Consider the following 23,529-nt stretch of genomic DNA (forward strand, 5'->3'; position numbering starts at 1 on the left):
CTCAGACGAGCCAGCGGTTCTTGTCCACCACCGGCAGGCTCTTCCACCAGCGGCCGAGGCCCCAGGTGTCGCCGGCGGCGGTGAGGGCGATGACGACCAGCGCGATCGCGTAGATGACGTGGTAGTCGACGACCGGGTTGCTCGAGCCGGCCTGCAGCGGCCACTCGGCCACCCACATCATCAGCATGATGAGCGAGCCGGCGCCGGCGGCGACGCGGGTGCCGATGCCGAGCACCACGGCCGCACCGACGCCCAGCATGCCGAGCATGAACAGCACGTCGGTGGCCGGGCTGGCGATCGAGCGGAAGAAGTCCGCGAACGGGCCGATGACCGCGGGGCTGTTCAGGAAGCCCTGGCTCGGTGCGCCGCCGTTGACCCAGGCGCGCTCCGACGGCGTCGAGTAGCCCAGGCCGAAGGTCTTGTCGAGGAACGCCCACAGGAAGATGAACCCGGTCGCCAGGCGGAGCACCGCGAGGCTGCGGCGGGCGCGCACGGTGGTGACGACCTCGTCCTGGGTCCGCGCGGCAGCGGGGGCTGCGGCGGTGCGGGGGGTGCTGATCGTGGTCATGATCGGGCTCTCGTTCGTTCGGGTTCGTCCTTGTGATGACATTCCCAATGTCCTCCTGCGAACGGCTCCGCGCCCCGGACCGAAGTCCCAGATCCGGTTCTCCGGTCCCCGTGCCGGCCGCCGGCGCACCGCCTGAGCCGGCTCGGTGGGACCTCCGTCCCGCCCGATCCGGACGACGGCACCCGGGCGGGGACGGCGCGGGCGCAGGCAGCGCGCGGGTGCGGGTGCGGGCGGGAGCGGGTGCGGGCGGCGCGGGCGCGGGGGCGGGCGGCGCAGCACGAGGTCGTCACACCGGCGCGAGGTCGTCATGTGCAGGTGACGACCTCGCCACGTAGTGACGACCTCGCGGGGCGCGGGCGCGGGGCGCGGGGCGCGGGGCGCGGGGCGCGGGGCGCGGGGGCGTGGCGGCGCGGGCGGCGCGGGCGGGGCGGGTCAGCGCATGGACTGGTACGCGCCCAGGGTGACCGCGCGCTCGTGGGCGTGGTCGACGATCCGCTCCGGGTAGTCGGGAGCCGCCGCGCGGGGCAGCTTCCACGGCTCGTGCACGGCCTTGCCGGGCACGTTGCGCAGCTCGGGCACCCAGCGGCGGACGTAGTAGCCGTCCGGGTCGAACTTCACGCCCTGCGTCACCGGGTTGAAGACCCGGAAGTAGGGCGAGGCGTCCCGCCCGGTGCCGGCCACCCACTGCCAGTTCATCTGGTTCTGCGGCAGGTCGCCGTCCACCAGCCACGCCATGAAGTGGTCGGCGCCCCGCTGCCAGCGCACGTGCAGGTCCTTGACCAGGAACGACGCCACCAGCATCCGCACCCGGTTGTGCATCCAGCCCTCGTGCCGCAGCTGCCGCATGCCGGCGTCGACCATCGGGTACCCGGTGCGGCCGGCCGCCCAGGCCTCCAGGTGCGCGCGCTCCTGGTCGCCGTTCACCCAGGCCGCCTCGGGGACGACCGGTGTCAGCGACTCGTGGTTGGCCCGCGGGTGGTGGAACAGCACGTCGGCGTGGAACTCGCGCCAGGCGATCTGGCTGCGGAACGTGTCGGGCCCCGCGCCCCGCTTGCGGGACAGGTCCGCCAGGATCGTGCGGGGGTGGATCTCGCCCCACTTGAGCGGCACGGAGAGCCGCGAGGTCGTGTCCAGGTCGGGACGGTCGCGCTCGTCGTCGTACTGCGCGAGGGCGCCGGATCGCACCTCCCGCCAGCGGGCGAGCGCGGCGGGCTCCCCGGCCTCGGGCAGCTCGAGCCCGTCGGGCACCGGGGCGTCGGGCACGCCGTCGGAGCGGCCGCCGTCGAGGAAGGTCACGCGGTCCGCGGTCGCCGCGGCGTCCGGGGCGGGGGAGTGCCAGCCGTGCTGCGCCCACGCGCGGCGGAACGGGGTGAACACCTGGTACGGCTTGCCGGAGCCGTTGCGGACCCGGCCCGGGGCGACCGCGTAGGGCGAGCCGGTCCGGACCAGCTGCACGCCCGCGTCCTCGAGCTGCCACTCGACGTCGTCGTCCCGCCGGCGGCCGAACGGCTCGTAGGACGCGGCGACGTGCACCGTGCCCGCCTCCACCTCGCGTGCGACGGCCGGGACCACGTCCCGCGGGTGGCCGTGGCGGACCAGCAGCCGGCCGCCGGTCTGCGCGTCGAGCGCCGCGAGGCTCCGCGCGAGGTAGGCCCGGCGGGGCGCGCCCGCCGACGCCCACAGCCGTGGGTCCAGCACGTAGAGCGCGAGGACGTCCCCGGATGCGGCGGCGGCGTGCAGGGACGGGTTGTCGCCGAGCCGGAGGTCGCGGCGGAACCAGTGCAGGGCGGTCACCCGGCGACGGTAGTCAGCGGCGCGGTGGCACGCGACCGGGCTCGCTGCGTGCACGGGCGGGTCGCACCGGGGCGTCGGGGCCGCCGGCACGGTGCGGGCGGCCGCGTCGCGGCGTGCGTCGAGGCACCACCGGCCCGGGCGATGAGCCGGTGGTGCCGCGACTGGGTACCTGGCGACGGGTCGTCGTCGTCAGGTGACCGAGCGGACCGCGGGCGCGAGCCCGGTGGTCACCCCGGGGGAGAGGTGACGCCCGATCCGTGGGACCAGCCTGCCGTCGCGCCGCGCGCCGCGGCTGGGCCGTTGGTCCCGATCTGTCCCGGGCCGGCGTCAGCCCGTGGCGACGTCGTCCGCGTGCGCGGCGATGGCGTCCCGCAGGTACACCGCGAGCCCGGGAGCGACGGCGTCGTAGGTGGCCGCGAACCGCTCGTCGTCCACGTACAACGCGCCCAGGCCGCGGTACGCCTCGGCCGTCGGCGTCCAGAACCGGGCCACCCAGGCGTGGTGCCGCGCCACCAGGTCGCGGACGGCCGGGTCGGCGACGGGGGTGCCGGTGGACAGCAGCGCGGCGAGCCCCTCGCTCACGGCCTTCCCCTCCCGCTGGTGGTCGGCCCGCTCGGCGTCGGACATGGTGTCCCACGCCCGGTTGCCGCGGTCCACGGCGGCCTCGCCCCAGCGCTCGCGCGCCTCGTCCTCGTACCGGCGGTGGTCGAACCCGTCGTACAGCTGCTCCGTCGGCATGACGGTGCCCCCTTCCAGGGACTCGATGGTGCAGGCGACGGTGCGGGCCAGCCGGTCCAGCCGGTCCCGCTCCGCCAGCAGCCACGCGTGGTGCTCGCGCAGCCGGTCGGCCCGCGGGGCGTCGTCGTCGAGGATCTCGGCGATGGTGCCGAGCCCGACCCCGAGCTCCCGCAGCACGAGGACCTGCTGCAGCCGCAGCAGCTCCGGGCGCCCGTACGCGCGCTGGCCGCCCGGCGCGGTGCCGGCCGGCCGCAGCAGCCCGATCGCGTCGTAGTGCCGCAGCGTCCGGGACGTCACGCCCGACAGCCGGACCACCTCGGCGGTGGTCCACCGCTCGACGTCGACGGTCATGGTGCCCTCCGGTGCCTGCGACGGCGGTCCCTCCGCCGTCGACACCCGACCGTAGGCGTTGACGCGGCGTCAACCGCAAGCGCGTGCCGGACCCGGTGTCGGACCCCCGTGGCAGGCTGCCTCCCATGACGACACCGGCGCAGGTCATCGGTCCAGGAGCGGCCACCGAGCGGGTCGACCCGCGGCACTGGCGGGTGCTCCTGCTGTGGCTGCAGGCGGCGTTCCGGGTGCCCGACCTCGCGACCGGCGCGGCGTTCGTCACCCGCGTCGCCGAGGCCGCCGCCCGGGTCGGTGCGCGGCCGGACGTGACGCTGCGGCCGGACCAGGTGCAGATCCGGACGACGACCGAGGCGGCGCACGGCCTGACGGAGGCCGACCTCGCGCTGGCCGGCGCCGTCTCGGCGCTCGCCGACGAGCTCGGGCTGCACGGCGACCCGGCGCTGCTGACGTCTCAGGAGATCGCGATCGACGCCCTGGACATCCCGGCCGTCGCCCCGTTCTGGCGTGCCGTGCTCGGCTACGTGCACGAGCCCGGCACCGACCCGGACGACCCCGCGCTCGCGGACCCGGGCGCGCTCGGCCCGGGGTACTGGTTCCAGCAGATGGACGCCCCGCGCCCGCAGCGCAACCGGATCCACGTCGACGTGACGGTGCCGCACGACCAGGCGGAGGCCCGGGTCGCCGCGGCGATCGCGGCCGGTGGCACCCTGCTGTCCGACCGCCGCGCCCCGGCGTTCTGGGTGCTCGCGGACCCGGAGGGCAACGAGGCCTGCGTGTGCACGTGGCAGGCGCGCGGCGACGGCTGACGCTGCCCGGCGCCGCGACGACGGCGGACGCTGCCGGACGAGGCAGGCGTCTCGGCTGGTGGTCGATCACAGGACGGACGCCGGACACGGGCCTGACCGGCGCGGACGTACCGTGTCCGGGCGTCGCCGCCGCGACGACGCCTGTGCTTGTGCGAAGGAGCTGTCCCGTGAGCCGTCCCCTGCGCTCCCGTACCTCGACCCACGGCCGCAACATGGCCGGTGCCCGCGCGCTCTGGCGCGCGACCGGCATGGGCTCGGAGGACTTCGGCAAGCCGATCATCGCGATCGCGAACTCGTACACCCAGTTCGTCCCGGGGCACGTGCACCTCAAGGACATGGGCGACCTGGTGGCGTCCGCGATCCAGGAGGCCGGCGGCGTGGCGAAGGAGTTCAACACCATCGCCGTCGACGACGGCATCGCCATGGGTCACGCGGGGATGCTCTACTCGCTGCCCAGCCGCGACCTGATCGCCGACTCGGTCGAGTACATGGTGCAGGCGCACTGCGCCGACGCCCTGGTGTGCATCTCCAACTGCGACAAGATCACGCCCGGCATGCTGAACGCGGCGCTGCGGCTGAACATCCCGGTGGTCTTCGTGTCCGGCGGGCCGATGGAGGCCGGCAAGGCGGTGGTCGCCGACGGCGTCGCGAAGACCCCCCTGAACCTGATCAACGCGATCAACTACTCCGCGGACGACAACGTGTCCGACCAGGCGCTGGCCACCGTCGAGGAGAACGCCTGCCCGACCTGCGGGTCGTGCTCCGGCATGTTCACCGCGAACTCGATGAACTGCCTCACCGAGGCGCTCGGCCTGTCCCTGCCGGGCAACGGCTCGACGCTGGCGACCCACTCGGCGCGCCGCGAGCTGTTCCTCGAGGCCGGCCGCACGATCGTCGACCTGGCCCGCCGGTACTACGACGACGAGGACGACACCGCGGCCCCGCGCGGCATCGCCACCCGCGCCGCGTTCGCCAACGCCATGGCCCTCGACGTCGCGATGGGCGGCTCCACCAACACGGTGCTGCACGTGCTGGCCGCGGCGCAGGAGGCCGAGGTCGACTTCACGCTCGCGGACATCGACGAGATCAGCCGGCGGGTGCCCTGCTTGGCCAAGGTCGCGCCGAACCACCCGGACTACCACATGGAGGACGTGCACCGGGCCGGCGGCATCCCCGCGCTGCTCGGCGAGCTGGACCGCGGCGGGCTGCTGGACCACGACGTGACCAGCGTGCACACCCCGACGCTGCGCGCCTGGCTGGACGACTGGGACGTCCGCGGCGGCAAGGCGACCGAGCGGGCCACGGCGCTGTTCCACGCGGCACCGGGCGGCGTGCGCACCACCCAGGCGTTCTCGACCTCGAACGTCTGGGAGTCGCTGGACACCGACGGGACGGCGGGCTGCATCCGCGACGTCCCGCACGCCTACACGGTCGAGGGCGGCCTGGCGGTGCTGCGCGGCAACCTCGCCGAGGACGGCGCGATCATCAAGACCGCGGGCATCGACCCGGACGTGTTCCACTTCGTCGGCCGCGCGCTGGTGTGCGAGTCGCAGGACGAGGCGGTCGACAAGATCCTGCGCAAGGAGGTCGAGCCGGGTCACGTGGTGGTCGTCCGCTACGAGGGCCCGGCCGGCGGCCCCGGCATGCAGGAGATGCTGTACCCGACGTCGTTCATCAAGGGCCGCGGCCTGGGCAAGGTGTGCGCGCTGATCACCGACGGCCGGTTCTCCGGCGGGTCGAGCGGCATCTCCGTCGGCCACGTCAGCCCCGAGGCCGCCGCCGGCGGCACCATCGGGCTGATCGAGGACGGCGACGAGATCGAGATCGACGTCGAGACCCGCCTGATCCGGGTCAACGTGCCCGACGCGGTGCTCACCGAGCGCCGCGCCAAGATGGAGGCGCGGGAGAACCCGTGGCAGCCGGTGGACCGCGACCGCTACGTGTCGCCCGCGCTGCAGGCGTACGCGGCGATGGCCACCAGCGCCGACCGCGGCGCCGTGCGCGACGTGAGCCGCATCCGCCGCGGCTGACGGTCACGACGCGAGACGCTCCGGCACGTCAGGAGCGTCTCGCGTCGCGCACGCCTAGAGTCGGGTCATGACGACGACGCCCCGCGAGACCCCCGACATCAAGCCGCGCTCGCGCCAGGTCACCGACGGCATCGAGGCCACGGCCTCGCGCGGCATGCTCCGCGCGGTCGGCATGGGCGACGACGACTGGGTCAAGCCGCAGATCGGTGTCGCCAGCTCCTGGAACGAGATCACCCCCTGCAACCTGTCGCTGCAGCGGCTCGCGCAGGCCGTGAAGAACGGCGTGCACGCCGGCGGCGGCTACCCGCTGGAGTTCGGCACCATCTCCGTGTCCGACGGCATCTCGATGGGCCACGAGGGGATGCACTTCTCGCTGGTCAGCCGCGACATCATCGCCGACAGCGTCGAGACCGTGATGCAGGCCGAGCGGCTGGACGGCTCCGTGCTGCTGGCGGGCTGCGACAAGTCGCTGCCCGGGATGCTGATGGCGGCCGCGCGCCTCGACCTCGCGAGCGTGTTCCTCTACGCCGGCACGATCATGCCCGGCTGGGTCAAGCTGGAGGACGGCACCGAGAAGGACGTCACGCTGATCGACGCCTTCGAGGCCGTCGGGGCCTGCGCCCGCGGGCTGATGTCGCAGGGCGACCTGGACCGCATCGAGCGCGCCATCTGCCCGGGCGAGGGCGCCTGCGGCGGCATGTACACCGCCAACACGATGGCGTCGGTCGCCGAGGCGATGGGCATGTCCCTGCCGGGCTCCGCCGCCCCGCCGAGCGCCGACCGCCGCCGCGACAACTTCGCCGCGAAGTCGGGCGAGGCCGTCGTCGAGCTGCTCCGCCGGGGCATCACCGCCCGGCAGATCATGACCAAGGAGGCGTTCGAGAACGCCATCGCGGTGGTCATGGCGTTCGGCGGCTCGACCAACGCGGTGCTGCACCTGCTGGCCATCGCGCACGAGGCCGAGGTCGACCTGACGCTCGACGACTTCAAGCGCGTCGCCGCCAAGGTCCCGCACCTGGGCGACCTCAAGCCCTTCGGCCGGTACGTGATGGCGGACGTCGACCGGATCGGCGGCGTGCCCGTCGTCATGAAGGCGCTGCTCGACGCCGGGCTGATCCACGGCGACTGCCTCACCGTCACCGGGAAGACGGTCGCGGAGAACCTCGCCGACATCACCCCGCCGGACCCGGACGGCAAGATCCTGCGGGCGCTGGACGACCCGATCCACCACACCGGCGGCATCACGATCCTCGACGGGTCGCTCGCCCCCGAGGGCGCCGTCGTGAAGTCCGCGGGCTTCGACACCGACGTGTTCGAGGGCACCGCCCGGGTCTTCGAGCGCGAGCGCGCCGCCCTCGACGCCCTGGAGGACGGCACCATCCAGGCCGGCGACGTCGTCGTCATCCGGTACGAGGGCCCCAAGGGCGGGCCCGGCATGCGGGAGATGCTCGCCATCACCGGCGCCATCAAGGGCGCGGGGCTCGGCAAGGACGTCCTGCTGCTGACCGACGGCCGGTTCTCCGGCGGCACCACCGGGCTGTGCGTCGGGCACGTCGCGCCCGAGGCGGTCGACGCCGGCCCGATCGCGTTCGTGCGGGACGGCGACCGGATCCGGCTGAACGTCGCGGAGGCGACGCTGGACCTGCTGGTGGACGAGGCCGAGATGGCGTCGCGCCGGCAGGGCTGGGCGCCGCTGCCCCCGCGCTACACCCGCGGCGTGCTGGCCAAGTACGCGAAGCTGGTGCAGTCGGCGTCGACGGGCGCTGTGCTGATCTGAGGTCCCCTGCGCAGGTCGGCGGCGCGTGAGAGGGTCGAGCGCATGGGCTGGACCGTCGAAGACGCACCGTGGTGGACCCGAGCCGTCGTCTACCAGATCTACCCGAGGTCGTTCCAGGACTCCGACGGCGACGGCGTCGGCGACCTGCGCGGGATCATCTCCCGGCTGGACCACCTGAGCGCCCTCGGCGTCGACGTGGTGTGGCTGTCGCCGATCTACCGGTCGCCGCAGGACGACAACGGCTACGACATCAGCGACTACCAGGACGTCGACCCGTCGTTCGGCACGCTGGCGGACCTGGACGAGCTGATCGCGGAGCTGCACGCGCGCGGGATGAAGCTCCTGATGGACCTCGTCGTGAACCACACCTCCGACGAGCACCCCTGGTTCCTGGAGAGCCGCAGCGGGCCCGACAGCCCCAAGCGGGACTGGTACTGGTGGCGGCCGGCGCGCGAGGGGATGGCGCCGGGGGCGCCGGGTGCCGAGCCGACCAACTGGCACTCGTTCTTCTCGGGGTCGACCTGGGAGCTGGACGAGGCGAGCGGCGAGTACTACCTGCACCTGTTCAGCCGGAAGCAGCCCGACCTCAACTGGGAGAACCCGGAGGTCCGCGAGGCCGTCTACGCGATGATGCGGTGGTGGCTGGACCGCGGGGTCGACGGCTTCCGGATGGACGTCATCAACCTCATCTCCAAGGACACGTCGCTGCCGGACGGGCCGGTCGTCGCGGGCGTCTGGGGCGACGGCAGCCCGTTCTACACCGACGGGCCGCGCGTGCACGAGTACCTGCACGAGATGCACCGCGAGGTGTTCGAGGGCCGTGCGCACGCCCTGCTGACCGTGGGGGAGACCCCGGGCGTGACCCTGGCGGAGGCGCTGAAGTACACCGACCCGGCCCGCCGGGAGGTCGACATGGTGTTCCAGTTCGAGCACGTGGGTCTCGACCACGGGCCCGGCGGGAAGTTCGACCCGAAGCCGCTGCGGCTGACCGACCTGAAGGCGACGTTCGGCCGCTGGCAGACCGGGCTCGCCGACGTCGGCTGGAACAGCCTGTACTGGGACAACCACGACCAGCCGCGCGTGGTGTCCCGGTTCGGCGACGACGGGGAGCACCGGGTCGCCTCCGCCAAGGCGCTCGCGACGCTGCTGCACCTGCACCGGGGCACGCCGTACGTCTACCAGGGCGAGGAGCTCGGGATGACGAACGCGCACTTCACCCGGTTCGACCAGTACCGGGACATCGAGTCGGTCAACCACGTCGCCCAGGCACGCACGCTGGCATCGGCGACCGACGAGCAGCTGCTGGCCGGGCTCGCCGCGATGAGCCGGGACAACGCGCGCACCCCGGTGCAGTGGGACGACTCGCGGCACGCGGGGTTCACCACGGGCACGCCCTGGCTCGCGGTGAACCCCAACCACGCCGAGGTGAACGCCGCCGCGGCCCACGCCGACCCCGGGTCCGTGTTCCACCACCACCGCCGGCTGATCGAGCTGCGGCACGCGGACCCCGTGGTGGCGCTCGGCGACTTCACGATGCTGCTCCCCGAGGACGAGCAGGTCTACGCGTACACGCGCGAGCTCGACGGCGACGCGCTGCTGGTGGTGGTCAACGTGTCGGGGGCGGAAAGGGCGGTCGACCTGGGCGCGGCGTGGCCGCTCGACGCGGACGGCGGCTGGGGCGCGCTGGTGCTCGGCACGCACGACGGCGACGGCGAGCCCGCCCCGACGGTGCCGACGGTGCTCCGGCCCTGGGAGGCCCGGGTGCACCGCCGGGGCTGAGCGTCCTCGCGGCGCTCAGGCCATCGAGCGCTGCACGTCGATCACGAGGCGCAGCGGGTCCTGCAGCAGGAACGCCCGGTACGGCGCCTCGGGGTCGGTCAGCCCGAGGAACACCTGGGCCTGACCCTCGAAGGTCCCGGTGTACTCGGCGCCGGTCACCACGGTGGGCCCGTAGATCCGCGTCCCGACGGCGAGCTCGGTCTGCCCCGTCTCGTAGGGGTAGCCGAGCCCGGTGACGTACACGCTGAGCACCCCGTCGCCTCCCAGGTCCACGGCGTCGCCCGTCGGGTCCTCGACGGCGGTGGCGGTGCGCTCGATGTGCCAGCCCGGCGTGCCGGTGCCCGCCAGGTCGACCACGACGCGGTCGTACCCGAGCTGCGCCCCCGACCGCAGGCCGGTGACGGTGAGCGACGCGTCGGCGGACGGCTCCGCGTCGGCGGAGGGGGTGCCGAACTCCGGCGCCGTGGCGTCCGCCTGGGCGTCCTCGTCCGCCGGCCCGGTCGTGCCGGCCGGCGTCGGGGCGGGGGACGGGGTCGCCGGTGCGGTGGTGGCCGCGGACGCGGTGGGCTCAGGGGACGTGGGGCCGGCGGCCGGCTCGCCGCCGCCGCACGCGGCGACCAGGGCGAGCACCGCGACGGCGGTGCCGGCGAGCAGCGAGCGGCGGGACGTGCGGTTGCGAGTCATGGCCCGAGGCTAGGAGCGGCCCGGGCGACGCGGACGGAACCCTGCGGCGCGCCGGGTCACGACTCGATACCGATCACCTGGTGGACCCGTGCTCCACGATGTGAGACGGCGCATCCCGGGCGTGACATCTCGCGAGGTGCGGCGTAACGTCGCCGACATGCGGACGAACCTCCTCCTCGTAGTACTTCCCGAGCGCGCCGGCTGACGCCACGCACGGAAGGCTTCGTCAGCGCGCGCACCCCTCGACCGGCCCGATCCACCGGGCCCGAGGGGTTTTTTCGTGCCGACGGGCCGGGGCGCCGCTCCCGCTCCACGGCACCCACCGGCACCGGCACCGACCGGCGCCCCGCAGCACCCGGCAGCACCGCAGCTTCATCAGCACCCAGGAGACACCGATGGTCCAGGGCCCCCACCCGGCACCGCCCCGCCGGCCGGCCGCGACCCCCGCGGCCGCACCGGAGCAGCGCGACCCCGCCGCCCGCCTCGCGGCGGAGCCCGCCGGCGCGCCGCGTCCCGTCGTCACCGAGCAGGTCACCGGGGCGAAGTCGATCGTGCGCTCGCTCGAGGAGGCCGGGGCCGAGGTCGTCTTCGGCATCCCGGGCGGCGCGATCCTGCCGACCTACGACCCGCTGATGGACTCCACCCGGCTGCGGCACATCCTGGTGCGGCACGAGCAGGGCGGCGGGCACGCGGCGACCGGCTACGCGCAGGCCACCGGCAAGGTCGGCGTGTGCATGGCCACCTCCGGCCCCGGCGCGACCAACCTGGTGACGCCGATCGCGGACGCCAACATGGACTCGATCCCCCTGGTCGCGATCACCGGCCAGGTCGGGGCGTCGCTGATCGGCACGGACGCGTTCCAGGAGGCCGACATCGTCGGCATCACGCTGCCGATCACCAAGCACAACTACCTGGTGACCGACCCCGACGACATCCCGCGGACCATCGCCGAGGCGTTCCACATCGCGTCGACCGGCCGGCCCGGACCCGTGCTGGTGGACATCGCGAAGTCGGCGATGCAGACCGACACCACGTTCACGTGGCCGCAGCAGCTGGACCTGCCCGGCTACCACCCGGTGACCAAGCCGCACGGCAAGCAGATCCGCGAGGCCGCGCGCCTGCTGGCGACCGCGCGGCGCCCGGTGCTGATGGTCGGCGGCGGCGTGATCCGCTCCGGCGCGTCCGCCGAGCTGCGCCGCCTGGTGGACGCCTCCGGCGCCGCCGTCGTCACCACGCTCATGGCCCGCGGCGCCCTGCCCGACTCGCACCCGCAGCACCTCGGCATGCCCGGCATGCACGGCACGGTGCCCGCCGTCGCGGCGCTGCAGAAGGCCGACCTGGTCGTGGCCCTCGGCGCGCGGTTCGACGACCGGGTGACCGGCAAGCTGTCGTCGTTCGCGCCGAACGCGACCATCGTGCACGCCGACATCGACCCCGCCGAGATCGGCAAGAACCGCGCGGCGGACGTGCCGATCGTCGGCGACCTGCGCGAGGTCATCACCGACCTGCTGCCCGAGCTCGCCCGCGAGCAGGGTCACCACGGCAAGCCGGACCTCGAGGCCTGGTGGCGGCAGATCGACTCCTGGCGCGAGACGTTCCCGCTCGGCTTCGACGAGCCGACGGACGGCCACCTGGCGCCGCAGCACGTGATCTCCCGGATCGGCGAGATCTCCGGCCCGGAGTCGATCTTCGCGGCGGGCGTCGGCCAGCACCAGATGTGGGCGGCGCAGTTCATCCGGTACCAGCGGCCCAACTCGTGGCTGAACTCGGGCGGCCTCGGCACCATGGGCTTCTCGGTGCCGGCCGCCATGGGCGCCAAGGTCGGGCAGCCGGACCGCACGGTGTGGGCCATCGACGGCGACGGCTGCTTCCAGATGACCAACCAGGAGCTGGCCACCTGCACGATCAACGAGATCCCGATCAAGGTCGCGGTGATCAACAACTCCTCGCTGGGCATGGTCCGGCAGTGGCAGACCCTGTTCTACGAGTCCCGGTACTCGAACACCGACCTGCACACGGGCCACGGCACGCGCCGCATCCCGGACTTCGTGAAGCTGGCGGACTCCTACGGGGCGGTCGGCCTGCGCTGCGAGACGCTCGCCGACGTGGACGCGACCATCAAGCGCGCCATGGAGATCGACGACCAGCCGGTGGTCGTGGACTTCACCGTCTCCCGCGACTCCATGGTGTGGCCGATGGTCGCCGCCGGGGTGCCGAACGACGACATCCAGTACGCCCGGGGCATCAGCCCCGCGTGGGACCGCGAAGACTGAAGCGGAGCGCGAAGATCATGAGCCGTCACACCCTCTCCGTCCTCGTGGAGAACAAGCCGGGCGTCCTGACCCGCGTCGCGGGGCTGTTCGCCCGCCGCTCGTTCAACATCCACTCCCTCGCCGTGGGCCCGACCGAGCACGAGGAGATCTCGCGCATCACGGTCGTCGTCGACGTGGACCAGCTGCCGCTGGAGCAGGTCACCAAGCAGCTGAACAAGCTGATCAACGTCCTGAAGATCGTCGAGCTCGAGGACGCCGCCTCGGTGCAGCGCGAGCTGCTGCTGGTGAAGGTGCGCGCCGAGGGCGGCACCCGCACCCAGGTGCTCGAGGTCGTCGAGCTGTTCCGCGCGCACGTCGTCGACGTCGTGCCGGACACCGTCACCATCGAGGCGACCGGCAGCCCGGGCAAGCTCACGGCGCTGCTCGCGGCTCTCGAGCCGTTCGGCGTCCGCGAGATCGTCCAGTCCGGCACCGTGGCCATCGGCCGCGGCCCCCGCTCCATCACCGACCGGGCGCTCGAGCGCGTCAGCCGGTCCGCCTGAGCTTCCACCACCCGACGAACCAAGGAGATCCATCGTGGCTGAGCTGTTCTACGACGACGACGCCGACCTGTCGGTCATCCAGGGCAAGAAGGTCGCCGTCATCGGCTACGGCAGCCAGGGGCACGCGCACGCGCTGAACCTGCGCGACTCGGGCGTCGACGTCACCGTCGGCCTGCGCGAGGGCTCCGCGTCCCGCGCCAAGGCGGAGAACGAGGGCCTCGCCGTCGCGACCGTCGCCCAGGCCGTCCAGGGCGCCGACGTCGTCGTCATCCTCGCGCCGGACCAGGTCCAGCGGCACATCTACCGCGACGAGATCGCCCCCAACCTGCGCGAGGGCGCGGCCCTCGTGTTCGGTCACGGCTTCAACATCCGGTTCGGCTACATCAAGCCCGAGGCCGGCCACGACGTCGTCATGGTCGCCCCGAAGGGCCCCGGCCACCTCGTGCGCCGCGAGTACGTCGACGGCCGCGGCGTGCCCGTGATCGTCGCCGTCGAGCAGGACGCGTCGGGCGCCGCCTGGGACCTCGCGCTGTCCTACGCCAAGGGCATCGGCGGCCTGCGCGCCGCCGGCATCAAGACCACGTTCACCGAGGAGACCGAGACCGACCTGTTCGGCGAGCAGGCCGTCCTGTGCGGTGGCGTGTCCCAGCTGATCCAGTACGGCTTCGAGACGCTGACCGAGGCGGGCTACCAGCCCGAGGTCGCCTACTTCGAGGTGCTGCACGAGCTCAAGCTGATCGTCGACCTCATCTGGGAGGGCGGCATCACCAAGCAGCGCTGGTCCGTCTCCGACACCGCCGAGTACGGCGACTACGTCTCCGGCCCGCGGGTCATCACACCCGACGTGAAGGAGAACATGAAGGCCGTCCTCGCCGACATCCAGAACGGCGCGTTCGCCGAGCGGTTCATCGCCGACCAGGACGCCGGCGCCCCGGAGTTCCAGCGGCTGCGCGAGCAGGGCCAGAACCACCCGATCGAGCCCGTGGGCCGCGAGCTGCGCAAGCTCTTCGCCTGGGTCAAGCCGTCCGACACGGACTACGTCGAGGGCTCGGCCGCGCGCTGACCCCCGACGCCTGACGACGCCTCCGCCGACGCCGAGGCAGAGCCTCCCGCCCGAGGTAGAGCGATCGTCCGCGCTACCTCGGCGGGACCGCTCTACCTCGGCGTCGGTGGTTCTGGCGGTTCCGGGGGAGGATGGGCGGCATGACCGACGACGCCGCCGCCAGCACGCACGCCGACGAGATCCTCGCGTTCTGGGAGGTGGCGCGGGTGCGGGCCGGGGTCGTCCGGTTCGCGTCCGTGCTCGGTCCGGGGGTGTCCGGGTCGATGGTGCCGCCGTCGTGGTCGTTCGGCGACGACCCCCGGCTGGCCGACGAGCTGCTGGGCCTGGTGCTGGACGGCACCAAGACCGGGACGTCGACCGCGCTGGCCGAGCTCGAGCACGCCGACGAGCCGCTGCCGGCGCGGGGCGACCTGTCGATCGTCACCGACGGCGCCGGCCGGCCCGGCGCCCTGATCCGCACGACCCGCGTGGAGACGGTGCCGTTCGACCAGGTCGACGCGGAGTTCGCCGCGTCCGAGGGCGAGGGCGACCGGACCCTCGCGTCGTGGCGCGCCGAGCACGAGCGCTCCTGGCGCGGCGTGCTGGAGCCGCTGGGTGCGGAGTTCGCGCCCGGGATGCTGGTCGTGACCGAGCGGTTCGAGCTGCTGTACCCGCGCCCCGCGGACCGGAGTGCGTCCGAGGCCTGAGACGGGCGTCCCGGTTCGTAAGACGGCTCAGTAGGGTGGCGGGCATGGCGCAGCAGATCAACCTGGCGGTCGTCGCAGGAGACGGCATCGGCACCGAGGTCGTGGAGCAGGGCCTGCTCGCGCTCGACGCGGCCCTCGCGGGCACCGGCAGCTCGGTCACCACGACCGACTACGACCTGGGCGCCCGCCGCTGGCACGCGACCGGCGAGACGCTGACCGACGACGACCTCGCGGCCATCCGCACGCACGACGCGATCCTGCTCGGCGCCATCGGCGACCCGAGCGTCCCGTCCGGCGTGCTGGAGCGGGGGCTGCTGCTGAGGCTGCGGTTCGCGCTGGACCACTACGTGAACCTGCGCCCGTCCAAGCTGTTCCCCGGGGTGGCGTCGCCGCTGGCGGACCCGGGCGAGGTCGACTTCGTGGTCGTCCGCGAGGGCACCGAGGGCCCCTACGTCGGCAACGGCGGTGCGATCCGCGTCGGCACGCCGCACGAGATCGCCAACGAGGTCAGCGTGAACACCGCGTTCGGCGTCGAGCGCGTGGTCCGGGACGCCTTCGCCCGCGCCGCGGCGCGCCCGCGCAAGAAGCTGACGCTGGTGCACAAGCACAACGTCCTCGTGCACGCCGGCCACCTGTGGCGCCGGACGGTCGAGGCCGTGAACGCCGAGTTCCCGGACGTGACGGTGGACTACCTGCACGTCGACGCGGCGACGATCTTCCTGGTGACCGACCCGGCCCGGTTCGACGTGATCGTCACGGACAACCTGTTCGGCGACATCCTGACCGACCTGGCGGGGGCGATCGTCGGCGGCATCGGCCTGGCCGCGTCCGCCAACATCAACCCGGACCGGACCGCGCCGAGCATGTTCGAGCCGGTGCACGGCTCCGCGCCCGACATCGCCGGCCAGGGCAAGGCCGACCCCACCGCGACGGTGCTGTCCGTCGCGCTGCTGCTGGAGCACCTGGGCGAGCGCGACGCCGCCGCCCGCGTCGAGGCCGCCGTCGCGGCCGACGTGGCCGAGCGCGGCGGGCGAGTACGGTCGACGGCCGAGGTGGGCAAGGACCTCGCCGCGCGCATCGCCGGCTGAGCACCCTCGCGCCGCCCCTCGCCGCACCGCGCGGACGGGGGGCTGTGTCGTCCCATCCGGCCGTCGCCCAGGTACCGTCAGATCAGACTCCTGGTGAAAGGCCGCAGACCGATGAGCATCTCCGACACGACGGACACGTCGACCACCGCCTCCTTCGAGGTGCACCCCTCCGACAGCCCGCGACCCGACGCCGAGAGGGAGTCGCTGCTGGCCACGCCGAAGTTCGGCACCGTCTTCACCGACCACATGGCCCGCGTCACCTGGACGCAGGGCCTCGGCTGGCACGACCGCCGGGTCGAGAAGTACGGGCCGCTGCTGCTGGACCCCGCCACGGCGGTGCTGCACTACGCCCAGGAGATCTTCGAGGGCATGAAGGCGTACCGGCACGAGGACGGGTCCGTCTGGACGTTCCGCCCGACCGCCAACGCCGAGCGCCTGCAGCGCTCCGCCCGCCGGCTCGCGCTGCCCGAGCTGTCCACCGAGGACTTCCTGGCCTCGATCACCGCGCTGGTCCGCACCGACGTGGCGTGGGTGCCGTCGGGGGAGGAGACGTCCCTCTACCTGCGCCCGTTCATGTACGCGTCCGAGGCGTTCCTCGGCGTGCGGCCGAGCATGCAGGCCGAGTACCTCGTGATCGCGTCGCCCGTCGGCTCGTACTTCGCGGGCGGCGTGCAGCCGGTGTCGATCTGGGTCTCCGAGGACTACGCGCGCGCCGCACCCGGCGGCACGGGCGCGGCCAAGACCGGCGGCAACTACGCCGCCAGCCTGCTGCCCCAGCAGGAGGCCCAGGCCCGCGGCTGCGAGCAGGTCTGCTTCCTCGACGCCGCGACCGGCACCCTGCTGGAGGAGCTCGGCGGCATGAACGTCTTCGTGGTCGGCGCCGACGGCTCGGTGTCCACGCCGCGGCTGACCGGGTCGATCCTCGAGGGCGTCACCCGCTCGTCCATCCTGCAGCTGCTGACCGAGGACGGGCGGGACGTCACCGAGCGGGACATCCCGCTGGCCGAGCTGCTGGCCGGGATCCGGGACGGCAGCGTCGCGGAGGTGTTCGCCTGCGGCACGGCCGCGGTGGTCACGCCGATCGGCCGGCTGGCCGGGACCGACTTCGACGAGACCGTCGGCGACGGGCACGCGGGCCCGGTCATGCAGAGCATCCGCACGCGCCTGACGGACATCCAGTACGGCCGCGCCGCCGACCCGCACGGCTGGATGCACCGCCTGGTCTGACCCGGTGTGCCGGACCCGCGTCGCGAGGTCGAGGGTCTGTCGGCAGGGAAGGGGCTCAACCCCTCGACCTCGCCGACAACCCCTCGACCTCGCCGACCGGGCCGGGCGGGGGGTCCGCATCCTGGGCGGGGCTGACGCACGGGGTGACGTGTGCCACGATGGGCCCGTGACCGACCTGCGACCCCTCGTCATCGCCTAGCGCGTCCGCCCACCCCGCGGACGCGCCGACCTCCCGAACCCGGGGGGTCTTTTTGTTGCTCCACCGCCCTGCCCGCACCCGTCGGCCCCGGCACCCCGCTCGCATCCCCTCGCCGAGAGAAGCCCGCACCGTGACGACCCAGCCCACCGACGCGCCCGCCCCCCGGACGCTGCCCCGCGACGGCGCGGCGCACCCCGCCGGCGACGGCGGCCCCGCGGCGTTCGACGTCTACGACACCACGCTGCGCGACGGCGCCCAGCAGGAGGGCATGAACCTGTCGGTCGCCGACAAGCTCGCGATCGCCCCCCTGCTGGACGAGCTCGGCGTCGGGTACATCGAGGGCGGCTGGCCGGGCGCGATCCCGAAGGACACCGAGTTCTTCGCGCGCGCCGCCAAGGAGCTGGACCTGCGGCACGCGGTGCTCGCCGCGTTCGGCGCCACCCGCAAGCCGGGCGTGCGCGCCTGGGACGACCCGCAGCTGCGCGCCCTGCTCGACTCCGAGGCGCCGGTCGTCACGCTCGTGGCGAAGAGCGACTCCCGGCACGTCGAACGGGCGCTGCGCACCACCGGCGCGGAGAACCTCGCGATGGTGGCCGACTCGGTGCGGCTGCTGGTCGACGAGGGCCGCCGCGTGGTCGTGGACGCCGAGCACTTCTTCGACGGCTTCCGGTTCGACCCGGCGTACGCGCGGGACGTCGTGCTCGCGGCCGTCGAGGCCGGCGCGGAGACGGTCGTCCTGTGCGACACCAACGGGGGCCTGCTGCCGTTCCACGTCACCGAGGTGATCGGCCAGCTGCGCGCCGCGCTCGGCACCGCCGACGCGCTGACCCGGCTCGGCGTGCACGCGCACAACGACTCCGGCTGCGCCGTGGCCAACTCGCTCGCGGCCGTCGAGGCCGGGGTCGTGCACGTCCAGGGCACGGTGAACGGGTACGGCGAGCGCACCGGCAACGCCGACCTGCTCGCGGTGGTCGCGAACCTCGAGCTGAAGACCGGGCGCAGCGTGCTGGTGCCTCCCGCCGACGGCTCCGGCGGTCTGGCCGAGATGACCCGGATCGCGCACCAGATCAGCGAGATCACCAACATCGCGCCGTTCGCCCGGCAGCCGTACGTCGGGGTCAGCGCGTTCGCGCACAAGGCCGGCCTGCACGCGTCGGCGATCCGCGTCGACCCGGACCTCTACCAGCACATCGACCCGCAGGCCGTGGGCAACGGCATGCGGATGCTGGTCTCCGAGATGGCGGGCCGCGCGTCCATCGAGCTGAAGGGCCGCGAGCTCGGGTTCGACCTGGCGGGGCAGGACGAGGTGCTGACCCGGGTGACGAACCGGATCAAGGACGCCGAGGCGCAGGGCTACACGTACGACGCCGCCGACGCCTCGTTCGAGCTGCTGCTGGCCGAGGAGGTCGACGGCCGGCGTCCCGCGTACTTCCGGGTCGAGAGCTGGCGCGCGATCGTGGAGCGCGCCGGGTCGCGCGGCACCACGGCGACCGCCGAGGCCACGGTCAAGCTGCACGCCGGCGGCGAGCGGATCGTCGCCACGGGGGAGGGCAACGGTCCCGTGAACGCCCTCGACCACGCGCTGCGGCTCGCGCTGCAGCGGGTCTACCCGGAGCTGGCGGAGTTCGAGCTGATCGACTTCAAGGTGCGCATCCTGGACGCGATGCACGGCTCGGACGCCGTGACCCGCGTGCTCATCGAGACCACCGACGGGCAGACGGCGTGGAGCACCGTGGGCGTCGGGCCGAACCTGATCGAGGCGTCCTGGGAGGCGCTGACGGACTCCGCGATCTGGGGCCTGCGGAACCGCGGGGTCGCCCCACGCTGACGCCAGGTCCGGCGCTGACCTGCGGCGGCGCCGCGGCGTCGGTATCGTCCGACGAGAGCACCGCCGGCACGGGCCGCCGGTGCCCGGCGAGCGACGGGGGACCGCGTGCTGTTCGACGACACCGTCCTGGGCGTGCTCGCCATGAACGCGCTCGCGGTCGTGCTGGTGCTCGCGCGCGTCCCGCTGTTCCGCACCCGCCTGTACCGGCCGATGTTGCTGAACGTCGGGCTGTCGGTCGCGCCGGTGCTGGTGCTGGGCGCCGGGGTGCTGCTCGTGGCCGTGCTGATCGCGACGGGTCTGCCGCGCGGGGTCGCCGTGGCGCTCGAGGTGGTCGTCCTGGTCGTGTGGCTCCTGCTGCTGCCGAACGCGGGGTACCTCATCACCGAGCTCAACCAGTCGCACCGCAAGCCGGGGGAGCGGGTGCCGGAGTGGTACGACGTGCTGCTCGTGCTGTCGCTGGCGATGTCGGGCGTGCTCAACATGCTGGTCAACGTGCTGCTGGTGCAGCTGGCCTACGCGGGGATCCGGTTCGACGACGTGGACGCGCTCGCCGGGACCGAGGTGCGGGTCCTCGGCGCGGTCGTGCTGGTGCTCGCCGCCTTCGGGATCTACCTCGGCCGCCACATCCGGGTGAACACCTGGGACGTGCTGCACCCGTGGTCGCTGGCGGCGAAGGTGCTGCGGCACCTGCGGGAACCGGGGCGGGCCGCCGCGGCGGCGGGGTTCACGCTGGTGGCGGGCGTGTTCTTCGGGCTGATGTACCTGGTGGTGATCGGGCCGCTCGTCAGCGCCACGATCCTGCTGGAGGCCTGAGCGATAACCCTATTGGCTGGACGCCTTCTGCCATGCCAGTATGCAGAAGTCCTGTCCGGCTCACTGGGGAGCGCACATGCAGACTCGACACCGGGCGCGCCGTCGCGCCCTCGGCCTCGTCGCCGTCGCCGGCGTGCTGGCCGGCACCGCGTGCGCCGGAGGTGACGTCGGCGGGCCGGACGGACGGCTCGTGGTGTGGACGGTCGAGGCGCAGGAACCCCGCCTCGCGCTGCAGCGGCAGGTCAACGAGGCGTTCACCGACGCGACCGGCATCGAGGTCGACCTGGTGCCGCTGGACGAGTCCCAGGCGGTCCAGCTGGTGCAGTCGGCCGCGCTGTCCGGGCAGCTGCCGGACGTCATCTCGCTGCTGAGCCCCGGTTTCGTCCGGCAGCTGGTGGACCAGGAGCTGGTCGACACCGCCGCCAACGCCCGGGTCGTCGAGGCGCTGGGGGAGGAGACGTTCGTCGAGGCGGCGCTGGCGATGTCGCGGGACGGCGACGTGCAGGTCGGCGTGCCGTCCGACACCTGGTCGCAGATCCTCGTCTACCGCACCGACCTGTTCGAGCAGGCGGGACTCGAGCCGCCGACGACGTACGAGGCGCTGCGGACCGCGGCCGCCGAGCTCACCGAGCCCGGCCGGTTCGGCATCACGCTCGCGACCGACGCCGCCGACGTCTTCACCTCCCAGACGTTCGAGACGCTCGCGCTGGGCAACGACTGCCAGCTGGTCGCCGACCACGAGGCCGCGCTCGACTCCCCGGAGTGCCTCGCGACCTGGGAGCTGTACGAGGAGCTCGCGACGGAGCACGCCCCGGCGGGCACCCAGACGGTCGACTCGACGCGGGCGACGTACTTCGCCGGCCAGGCCGCGATGGTGCTGTGGTCGACGTTCCTGCTGGACGAGCTGGCCGGGCTGCGCAACGACGCCCTGCCGACCTGCCCCGAGTGCCTCGACGACCCCGGCTTCCTCGCGGCGAACAGCGGCGTGGTCACGTCGGTCACCGGGCCCGACGCGTCCGGCCCCGCGTCCTACGGCGAGGTGCAGAACTTCGCCGTGATGGACGACGCCGACACCGAGGAGGCCGAGCGGTACGTGGAGTTCGTGATGACCGAGGGGTACGAGGACTGGATGCGGCAGGCGCCCGAGGGCAAGATCCCGGTCCGCACCGGCACGCCGGAGGAGCCGGACCGGTTCACGGCCGCGTGGCACACCCTGGAGATGGGCGTCGACGCGAAGGCGTCCATGGCCGACGTCTACGGCCCCGAGGTCGTCGAGCGGATCGCCACCGCCGCGACCACCGCCGACCGGTGGGCGATCGGCACCGGCGACGGCGGGCTGCTCGGGCCCGTGAGCACGCAGATGCCGGTGCCCAAGGCCGTGTCCGACCTGGCGGCGGGGGCGCTCGACGCCCGCGGCGCGGCCGAGCAGGCCGACGCCGCCGTCGCCGACATCCAGGCGAGCCGGTCGTGACCGCGCTGCAGACCCGGCCCGCCGGGACCGCCGCCGCGGACCGGCCGGGCCGCCGGAGCGCCCGGCGCCGCGCGCAGCTCGAGGGCATCGGGCTGGTCCTGCCGATCACGGTCATCATCGCGGCGACGATCGTCGTCCCGATCGTGTGGAACCTGGTGCTGTCGTTCCAGGACGTGTCCCTGACCACGCTGCGCCGCGGCCAGCTGTTCGGGTCGTTCACGCTGGACAACTACGTCGAGGTCCTCACGTCGACGGGGTTCTGGCGCTCGCTGTGGACCACGATCGTGTACTCGGTGGGGACGACGGTCGGGTCCATCGTGCTCGGGCTGGCCGCCGCGCTCGCGCTGCGGAACCGGTTCCGCGGTCGCGGCGCGGTGCGGGCGCTGCTGCTGCTGCCGTACGTCGCACCGGTCGTGGCCATGACCTTCGTCTGGCAGATGATGCTCAACCCGCAGTTCGGCATCATCAACATCTGGGGCACCGACCTGCTGGGCTGGGACCAGCCGATCGACTTCCTCGGGCGCGCGCCGTACGCCCTGATCACGGTCATCGCGTTCGAGATCTGGCGGTACTTCCCGTTCGCGCTGATCTTCATCACCGCCCGGATGACCGCCCTGCCCCGGGACGTCGACGAGGCAGCGGTGCTCGACGGCGCCACGCCCACGCAGACGTTCCGCTGGGTCACGCTGCCGCAGCTGCTGCCGGTGCTGGCGCTGCTGTCCGTGCTCCGCCTGATCATGACGTTCAACAAGTTCGACGACGTGTACCTGCTGACCGGCGGCGCCGCCGGCACCGAGGTCGCGGCGGTGCGGGTCTACAACCAGCTGGTCGGCTCGTTCGACATCGGCGGCGGCGCGACCACCGCGATGGTGCTGGCCGTGATCCTCGGCGTGCTGCTGACCGCGTACTTCGTGCTCGTCGGCCGGAAGGAGCAGGAGTCGTGAACCGCCTCGCGATCGAGCGCCGGGTCCTGGGCGTGGCGCGCCCCGCGCTGATCGTCGTCCTGCTGATCAGCGCCGTCTTCCCCTTCTACTACATGGTGCTGCTCAGCTTCGTGCCCATCGAGGAGCTGCTCCGGCAGCCGGACCGGCTCGTGATCCCGCTCGGCGACCTCACGCTCGACACGTACCGGCAGGTGCTCACGTCGCCGGAGGAGGGCGGCCAGGGGTTCGCGGGCTTCATGACCAACTCGGCCCTGGTGTCAGCCGCGACGGCGGCGCTCACGCTGCTGCTCGTCATCCCCGGCGCGTACGCGGTGTCCCGGCTGCGGTTCGCGGGGCGGCGGCAGATCTCGTCGCTGTTCCTGGTCGTCTACATGTTCCCCGCGATCATCATCGCGATCCCGCTGTTCATCGCGTTCTCCCGGATGGGGATCCGGGAGTCGCTGGTCGGGCTCGTGATCGTCTACGTGGCGCTGAACATCCCCGTGTCCATCCACATGCTGCGCAACTACTTCGACACCATCCCGGTGTCGATCGACGAGGCGGCGCGGGTGGACGGCGCGTCCCGGATCCAGACCATGCGGCTGATCACGGTGCCGCTGGCGATGCCGACGATCGTGTCCACGCTGCTCTACGTGTTCATGATCGCGTGGAACGAGTTCCTGTTCGCGCTGCTGTTCCTCACGGCGCAGCGCGACCTGTGGACCGTGTCGCTCGGGCTGTCCCAGCTGTCCAACGGGGTCGAGGTGCCCAAGACGGTGCTGATGGCGGGATCCGTGCTGCTGACCATCCCGATCGTGCTGCTGTACGCCCTGGCGGAGCGCAAGATCACGGACGGGCTGGCTGCCGGCGCGGACAAGGGGTGAGGGCT

General features: G+C 73.2%; 19 protein-coding genes. 15 read left to right on the forward strand and 4 right to left on the reverse strand.

Features of this window, described 5'->3' with window-relative positions:
- Position 1: 1 nt before the first annotated feature.
- The 3 genes from AC1050_RS13740 to AC1050_RS13750 form a co-directional block, all read right to left on the reverse strand.
- Positions 2-568: a DoxX family protein gene (locus AC1050_RS13740; protein ID WP_482387966.1), complete on the reverse strand. Its 567-nt coding sequence runs from the start codon at positions 566-568 to the stop codon at positions 2-4.
- A 432-nt stretch (positions 569-1,000) separates the two neighbouring features.
- Positions 1,001-2,362, reverse strand: coding sequence for a cryptochrome/photolyase family protein (locus AC1050_RS13745; protein ID WP_482387967.1), 1,362 nt, complete (start codon positions 2,360-2,362; stop codon positions 1,001-1,003).
- 327 nt (positions 2,363-2,689) lie between these two features.
- Positions 2,690-3,451, reverse strand: a complete 762-nt coding sequence (locus AC1050_RS13750) for a MerR family transcriptional regulator (protein ID WP_482387968.1) — start codon at positions 3,449-3,451, stop codon at positions 2,690-2,692.
- Between the two features lie 125 nt (positions 3,452-3,576).
- Here AC1050_RS13750 and AC1050_RS13755 point away from each other — a divergent pair, with 125 nt between their 5' ends.
- The 4 genes from AC1050_RS13755 (at position 3,577) to AC1050_RS13770 (ending at position 9,843) form a co-directional block, all read left to right on the forward strand.
- A complete protein-coding gene (locus AC1050_RS13755) occupies positions 3,577-4,257 on the forward strand; it encodes a VOC family protein (RefSeq protein WP_482387969.1) in 681 nt (226 codons plus the stop codon).
- Between the two features lie 167 nt (positions 4,258-4,424).
- Complete coding sequence (gene ilvD / locus AC1050_RS13760) at positions 4,425-6,287, forward strand: dihydroxy-acid dehydratase (protein ID WP_482387970.1); 1,863 nt, start codon at positions 4,425-4,427, stop codon at positions 6,285-6,287.
- A 67-nt stretch (positions 6,288-6,354) separates the two neighbouring features.
- Positions 6,355-8,064 (forward strand): dihydroxy-acid dehydratase, encoded by a 1,710-nt coding sequence (ilvD, locus tag AC1050_RS13765; protein WP_482387971.1) that lies wholly within the window; start codon positions 6,355-6,357, stop codon positions 8,062-8,064.
- 42 nt (positions 8,065-8,106) lie between these two features.
- A complete protein-coding gene (locus tag AC1050_RS13770; protein WP_482387972.1) occupies positions 8,107-9,843 on the forward strand; it encodes a glycoside hydrolase family 13 protein in 1,737 nt (578 codons plus the stop codon).
- Positions 9,844-9,858: 15 nt separating this feature from the next.
- On the opposite strand, the gene AC1050_RS13775 is transcribed toward AC1050_RS13770, so the two are convergent.
- Positions 9,859-10,527 carry an AMIN-like domain-containing (lipo)protein gene (locus AC1050_RS13775; protein WP_482387973.1) on the reverse strand — a complete coding sequence of 223 codons (669 nt, stop codon included), beginning with the start codon at positions 10,525-10,527 and terminating at the stop codon, positions 9,859-9,861.
- 395 nt (positions 10,528-10,922) lie between these two features.
- Between AC1050_RS13775 and AC1050_RS13780 the strand changes: the two genes are divergently transcribed.
- From AC1050_RS13780 to AC1050_RS13830, 11 genes are all read left to right on the forward strand, one after another.
- On the forward strand, positions 10,923-12,800 hold the full coding sequence (locus AC1050_RS13780) for an acetolactate synthase large subunit (protein ID WP_482387974.1): 1,878 nt from the start codon (positions 10,923-10,925) through the stop codon (positions 12,798-12,800).
- Between the two features lie 17 nt (positions 12,801-12,817).
- Positions 12,818-13,342 (forward strand): acetolactate synthase small subunit, encoded by a 525-nt coding sequence (gene ilvN / locus AC1050_RS13785; protein WP_482387975.1) that lies wholly within the window; start codon positions 12,818-12,820, stop codon positions 13,340-13,342.
- Positions 13,343-13,376: 34 nt separating this feature from the next.
- Positions 13,377-14,405, forward strand: coding sequence for a ketol-acid reductoisomerase (gene ilvC, locus AC1050_RS13790; RefSeq protein WP_482387976.1), 1,029 nt, complete (start codon positions 13,377-13,379; stop codon positions 14,403-14,405).
- Between the two features lie 140 nt (positions 14,406-14,545).
- Positions 14,546-15,091: an ASCH domain-containing protein gene (locus AC1050_RS13795; protein WP_482387977.1), complete on the forward strand. Its 546-nt coding sequence runs from the start codon at positions 14,546-14,548 to the stop codon at positions 15,089-15,091.
- Positions 15,092-15,135: 44 nt separating this feature from the next.
- Positions 15,136-16,179: a 3-isopropylmalate dehydrogenase gene (locus AC1050_RS13800; RefSeq protein WP_482387978.1), complete on the forward strand. Its 1,044-nt coding sequence runs from the start codon at positions 15,136-15,138 to the stop codon at positions 16,177-16,179.
- 111 nt (positions 16,180-16,290) lie between these two features.
- Complete coding sequence (locus AC1050_RS13805) at positions 16,291-17,406, forward strand: branched-chain amino acid aminotransferase (protein ID WP_482387979.1); 1,116 nt, start codon at positions 16,291-16,293, stop codon at positions 17,404-17,406.
- A 368-nt stretch (positions 17,407-17,774) separates the two neighbouring features.
- On the forward strand, positions 17,775-19,433 hold the full coding sequence (cimA, locus tag AC1050_RS13810) for a citramalate synthase (RefSeq protein WP_482388396.1): 1,659 nt from the start codon (positions 17,775-17,777) through the stop codon (positions 19,431-19,433).
- 105 nt (positions 19,434-19,538) lie between these two features.
- The gene (locus AC1050_RS13815) at positions 19,539-20,246 is read left to right on the forward strand and encodes a DUF1361 domain-containing protein (protein WP_482387980.1); all 708 of its coding nucleotides are present in this window, start codon (positions 19,539-19,541) and stop codon (positions 20,244-20,246) included.
- A gap of 76 nt (positions 20,247-20,322) precedes the next feature.
- Positions 20,323-21,717 (forward strand): ABC transporter substrate-binding protein, encoded by a 1,395-nt coding sequence (locus AC1050_RS13820; RefSeq protein ID WP_482387981.1) that lies wholly within the window; start codon positions 20,323-20,325, stop codon positions 21,715-21,717.
- Entirely contained in the window at positions 21,714-22,661 is a 948-nt protein-coding gene (locus AC1050_RS13825; RefSeq protein ID WP_482387982.1) for a carbohydrate ABC transporter permease, read from the forward strand. The genes AC1050_RS13820 and AC1050_RS13825 overlap by 4 nt, the downstream gene beginning before the upstream one ends.
- Entirely contained in the window at positions 22,658-23,524 is an 867-nt protein-coding gene (locus AC1050_RS13830; RefSeq protein ID WP_482387983.1) for a carbohydrate ABC transporter permease, read from the forward strand. The genes AC1050_RS13825 and AC1050_RS13830 overlap by 4 nt, the downstream gene beginning before the upstream one ends.
- Positions 23,525-23,529 lie beyond the last annotated feature (5 nt).

Source organism: Cellulomonas sp. NEAU-ZC6, assembly GCF_056844425.1.

What these genes read in the sequence shown, in the direction of transcription:
- AC1050_RS13740 (WP_482387966.1), bottom strand. Translation starts at nt 568, where the DNA reads ATGACCACGATCAGCACCCCCCGCACCGCCGCAGCCCCCGCTGCCGCG.
- AC1050_RS13750 (WP_482387968.1), bottom strand. Translation starts at nt 3,451, where the DNA reads ATGACCGTCGACGTCGAGCGGTGGACCACCGCCGAGGTGGTCCGGCTG.
- AC1050_RS13755 (WP_482387969.1), top strand. Translation starts at nt 3,577, where the DNA reads ATGACGACACCGGCGCAGGTCATCGGTCCAGGAGCGGCCACCGAGCGG.
- ilvD (WP_482387971.1), top strand. Translation starts at nt 6,355, where the DNA reads ATGACGACGACGCCCCGCGAGACCCCCGACATCAAGCCGCGCTCGCGC.
- AC1050_RS13770 (WP_482387972.1), top strand. Translation starts at nt 8,107, where the DNA reads ATGGGCTGGACCGTCGAAGACGCACCGTGGTGGACCCGAGCCGTCGTC.
- AC1050_RS13775 (WP_482387973.1), bottom strand. Translation starts at nt 10,527, where the DNA reads ATGACTCGCAACCGCACGTCCCGCCGCTCGCTGCTCGCCGGCACCGCC.
- AC1050_RS13780 (WP_482387974.1), top strand. Translation starts at nt 10,923, where the DNA reads ATGGTCCAGGGCCCCCACCCGGCACCGCCCCGCCGGCCGGCCGCGACC.
- ilvN (WP_482387975.1), top strand. Translation starts at nt 12,818, where the DNA reads ATGAGCCGTCACACCCTCTCCGTCCTCGTGGAGAACAAGCCGGGCGTC.
- AC1050_RS13795 (WP_482387977.1), top strand. Translation starts at nt 14,546, where the DNA reads ATGACCGACGACGCCGCCGCCAGCACGCACGCCGACGAGATCCTCGCG.
- AC1050_RS13800 (WP_482387978.1), top strand. Translation starts at nt 15,136, where the DNA reads ATGGCGCAGCAGATCAACCTGGCGGTCGTCGCAGGAGACGGCATCGGC.
- AC1050_RS13805 (WP_482387979.1), top strand. Translation starts at nt 16,291, where the DNA reads ATGAGCATCTCCGACACGACGGACACGTCGACCACCGCCTCCTTCGAG.
- AC1050_RS13820 (WP_482387981.1), top strand. Translation starts at nt 20,323, where the DNA reads ATGCAGACTCGACACCGGGCGCGCCGTCGCGCCCTCGGCCTCGTCGCC.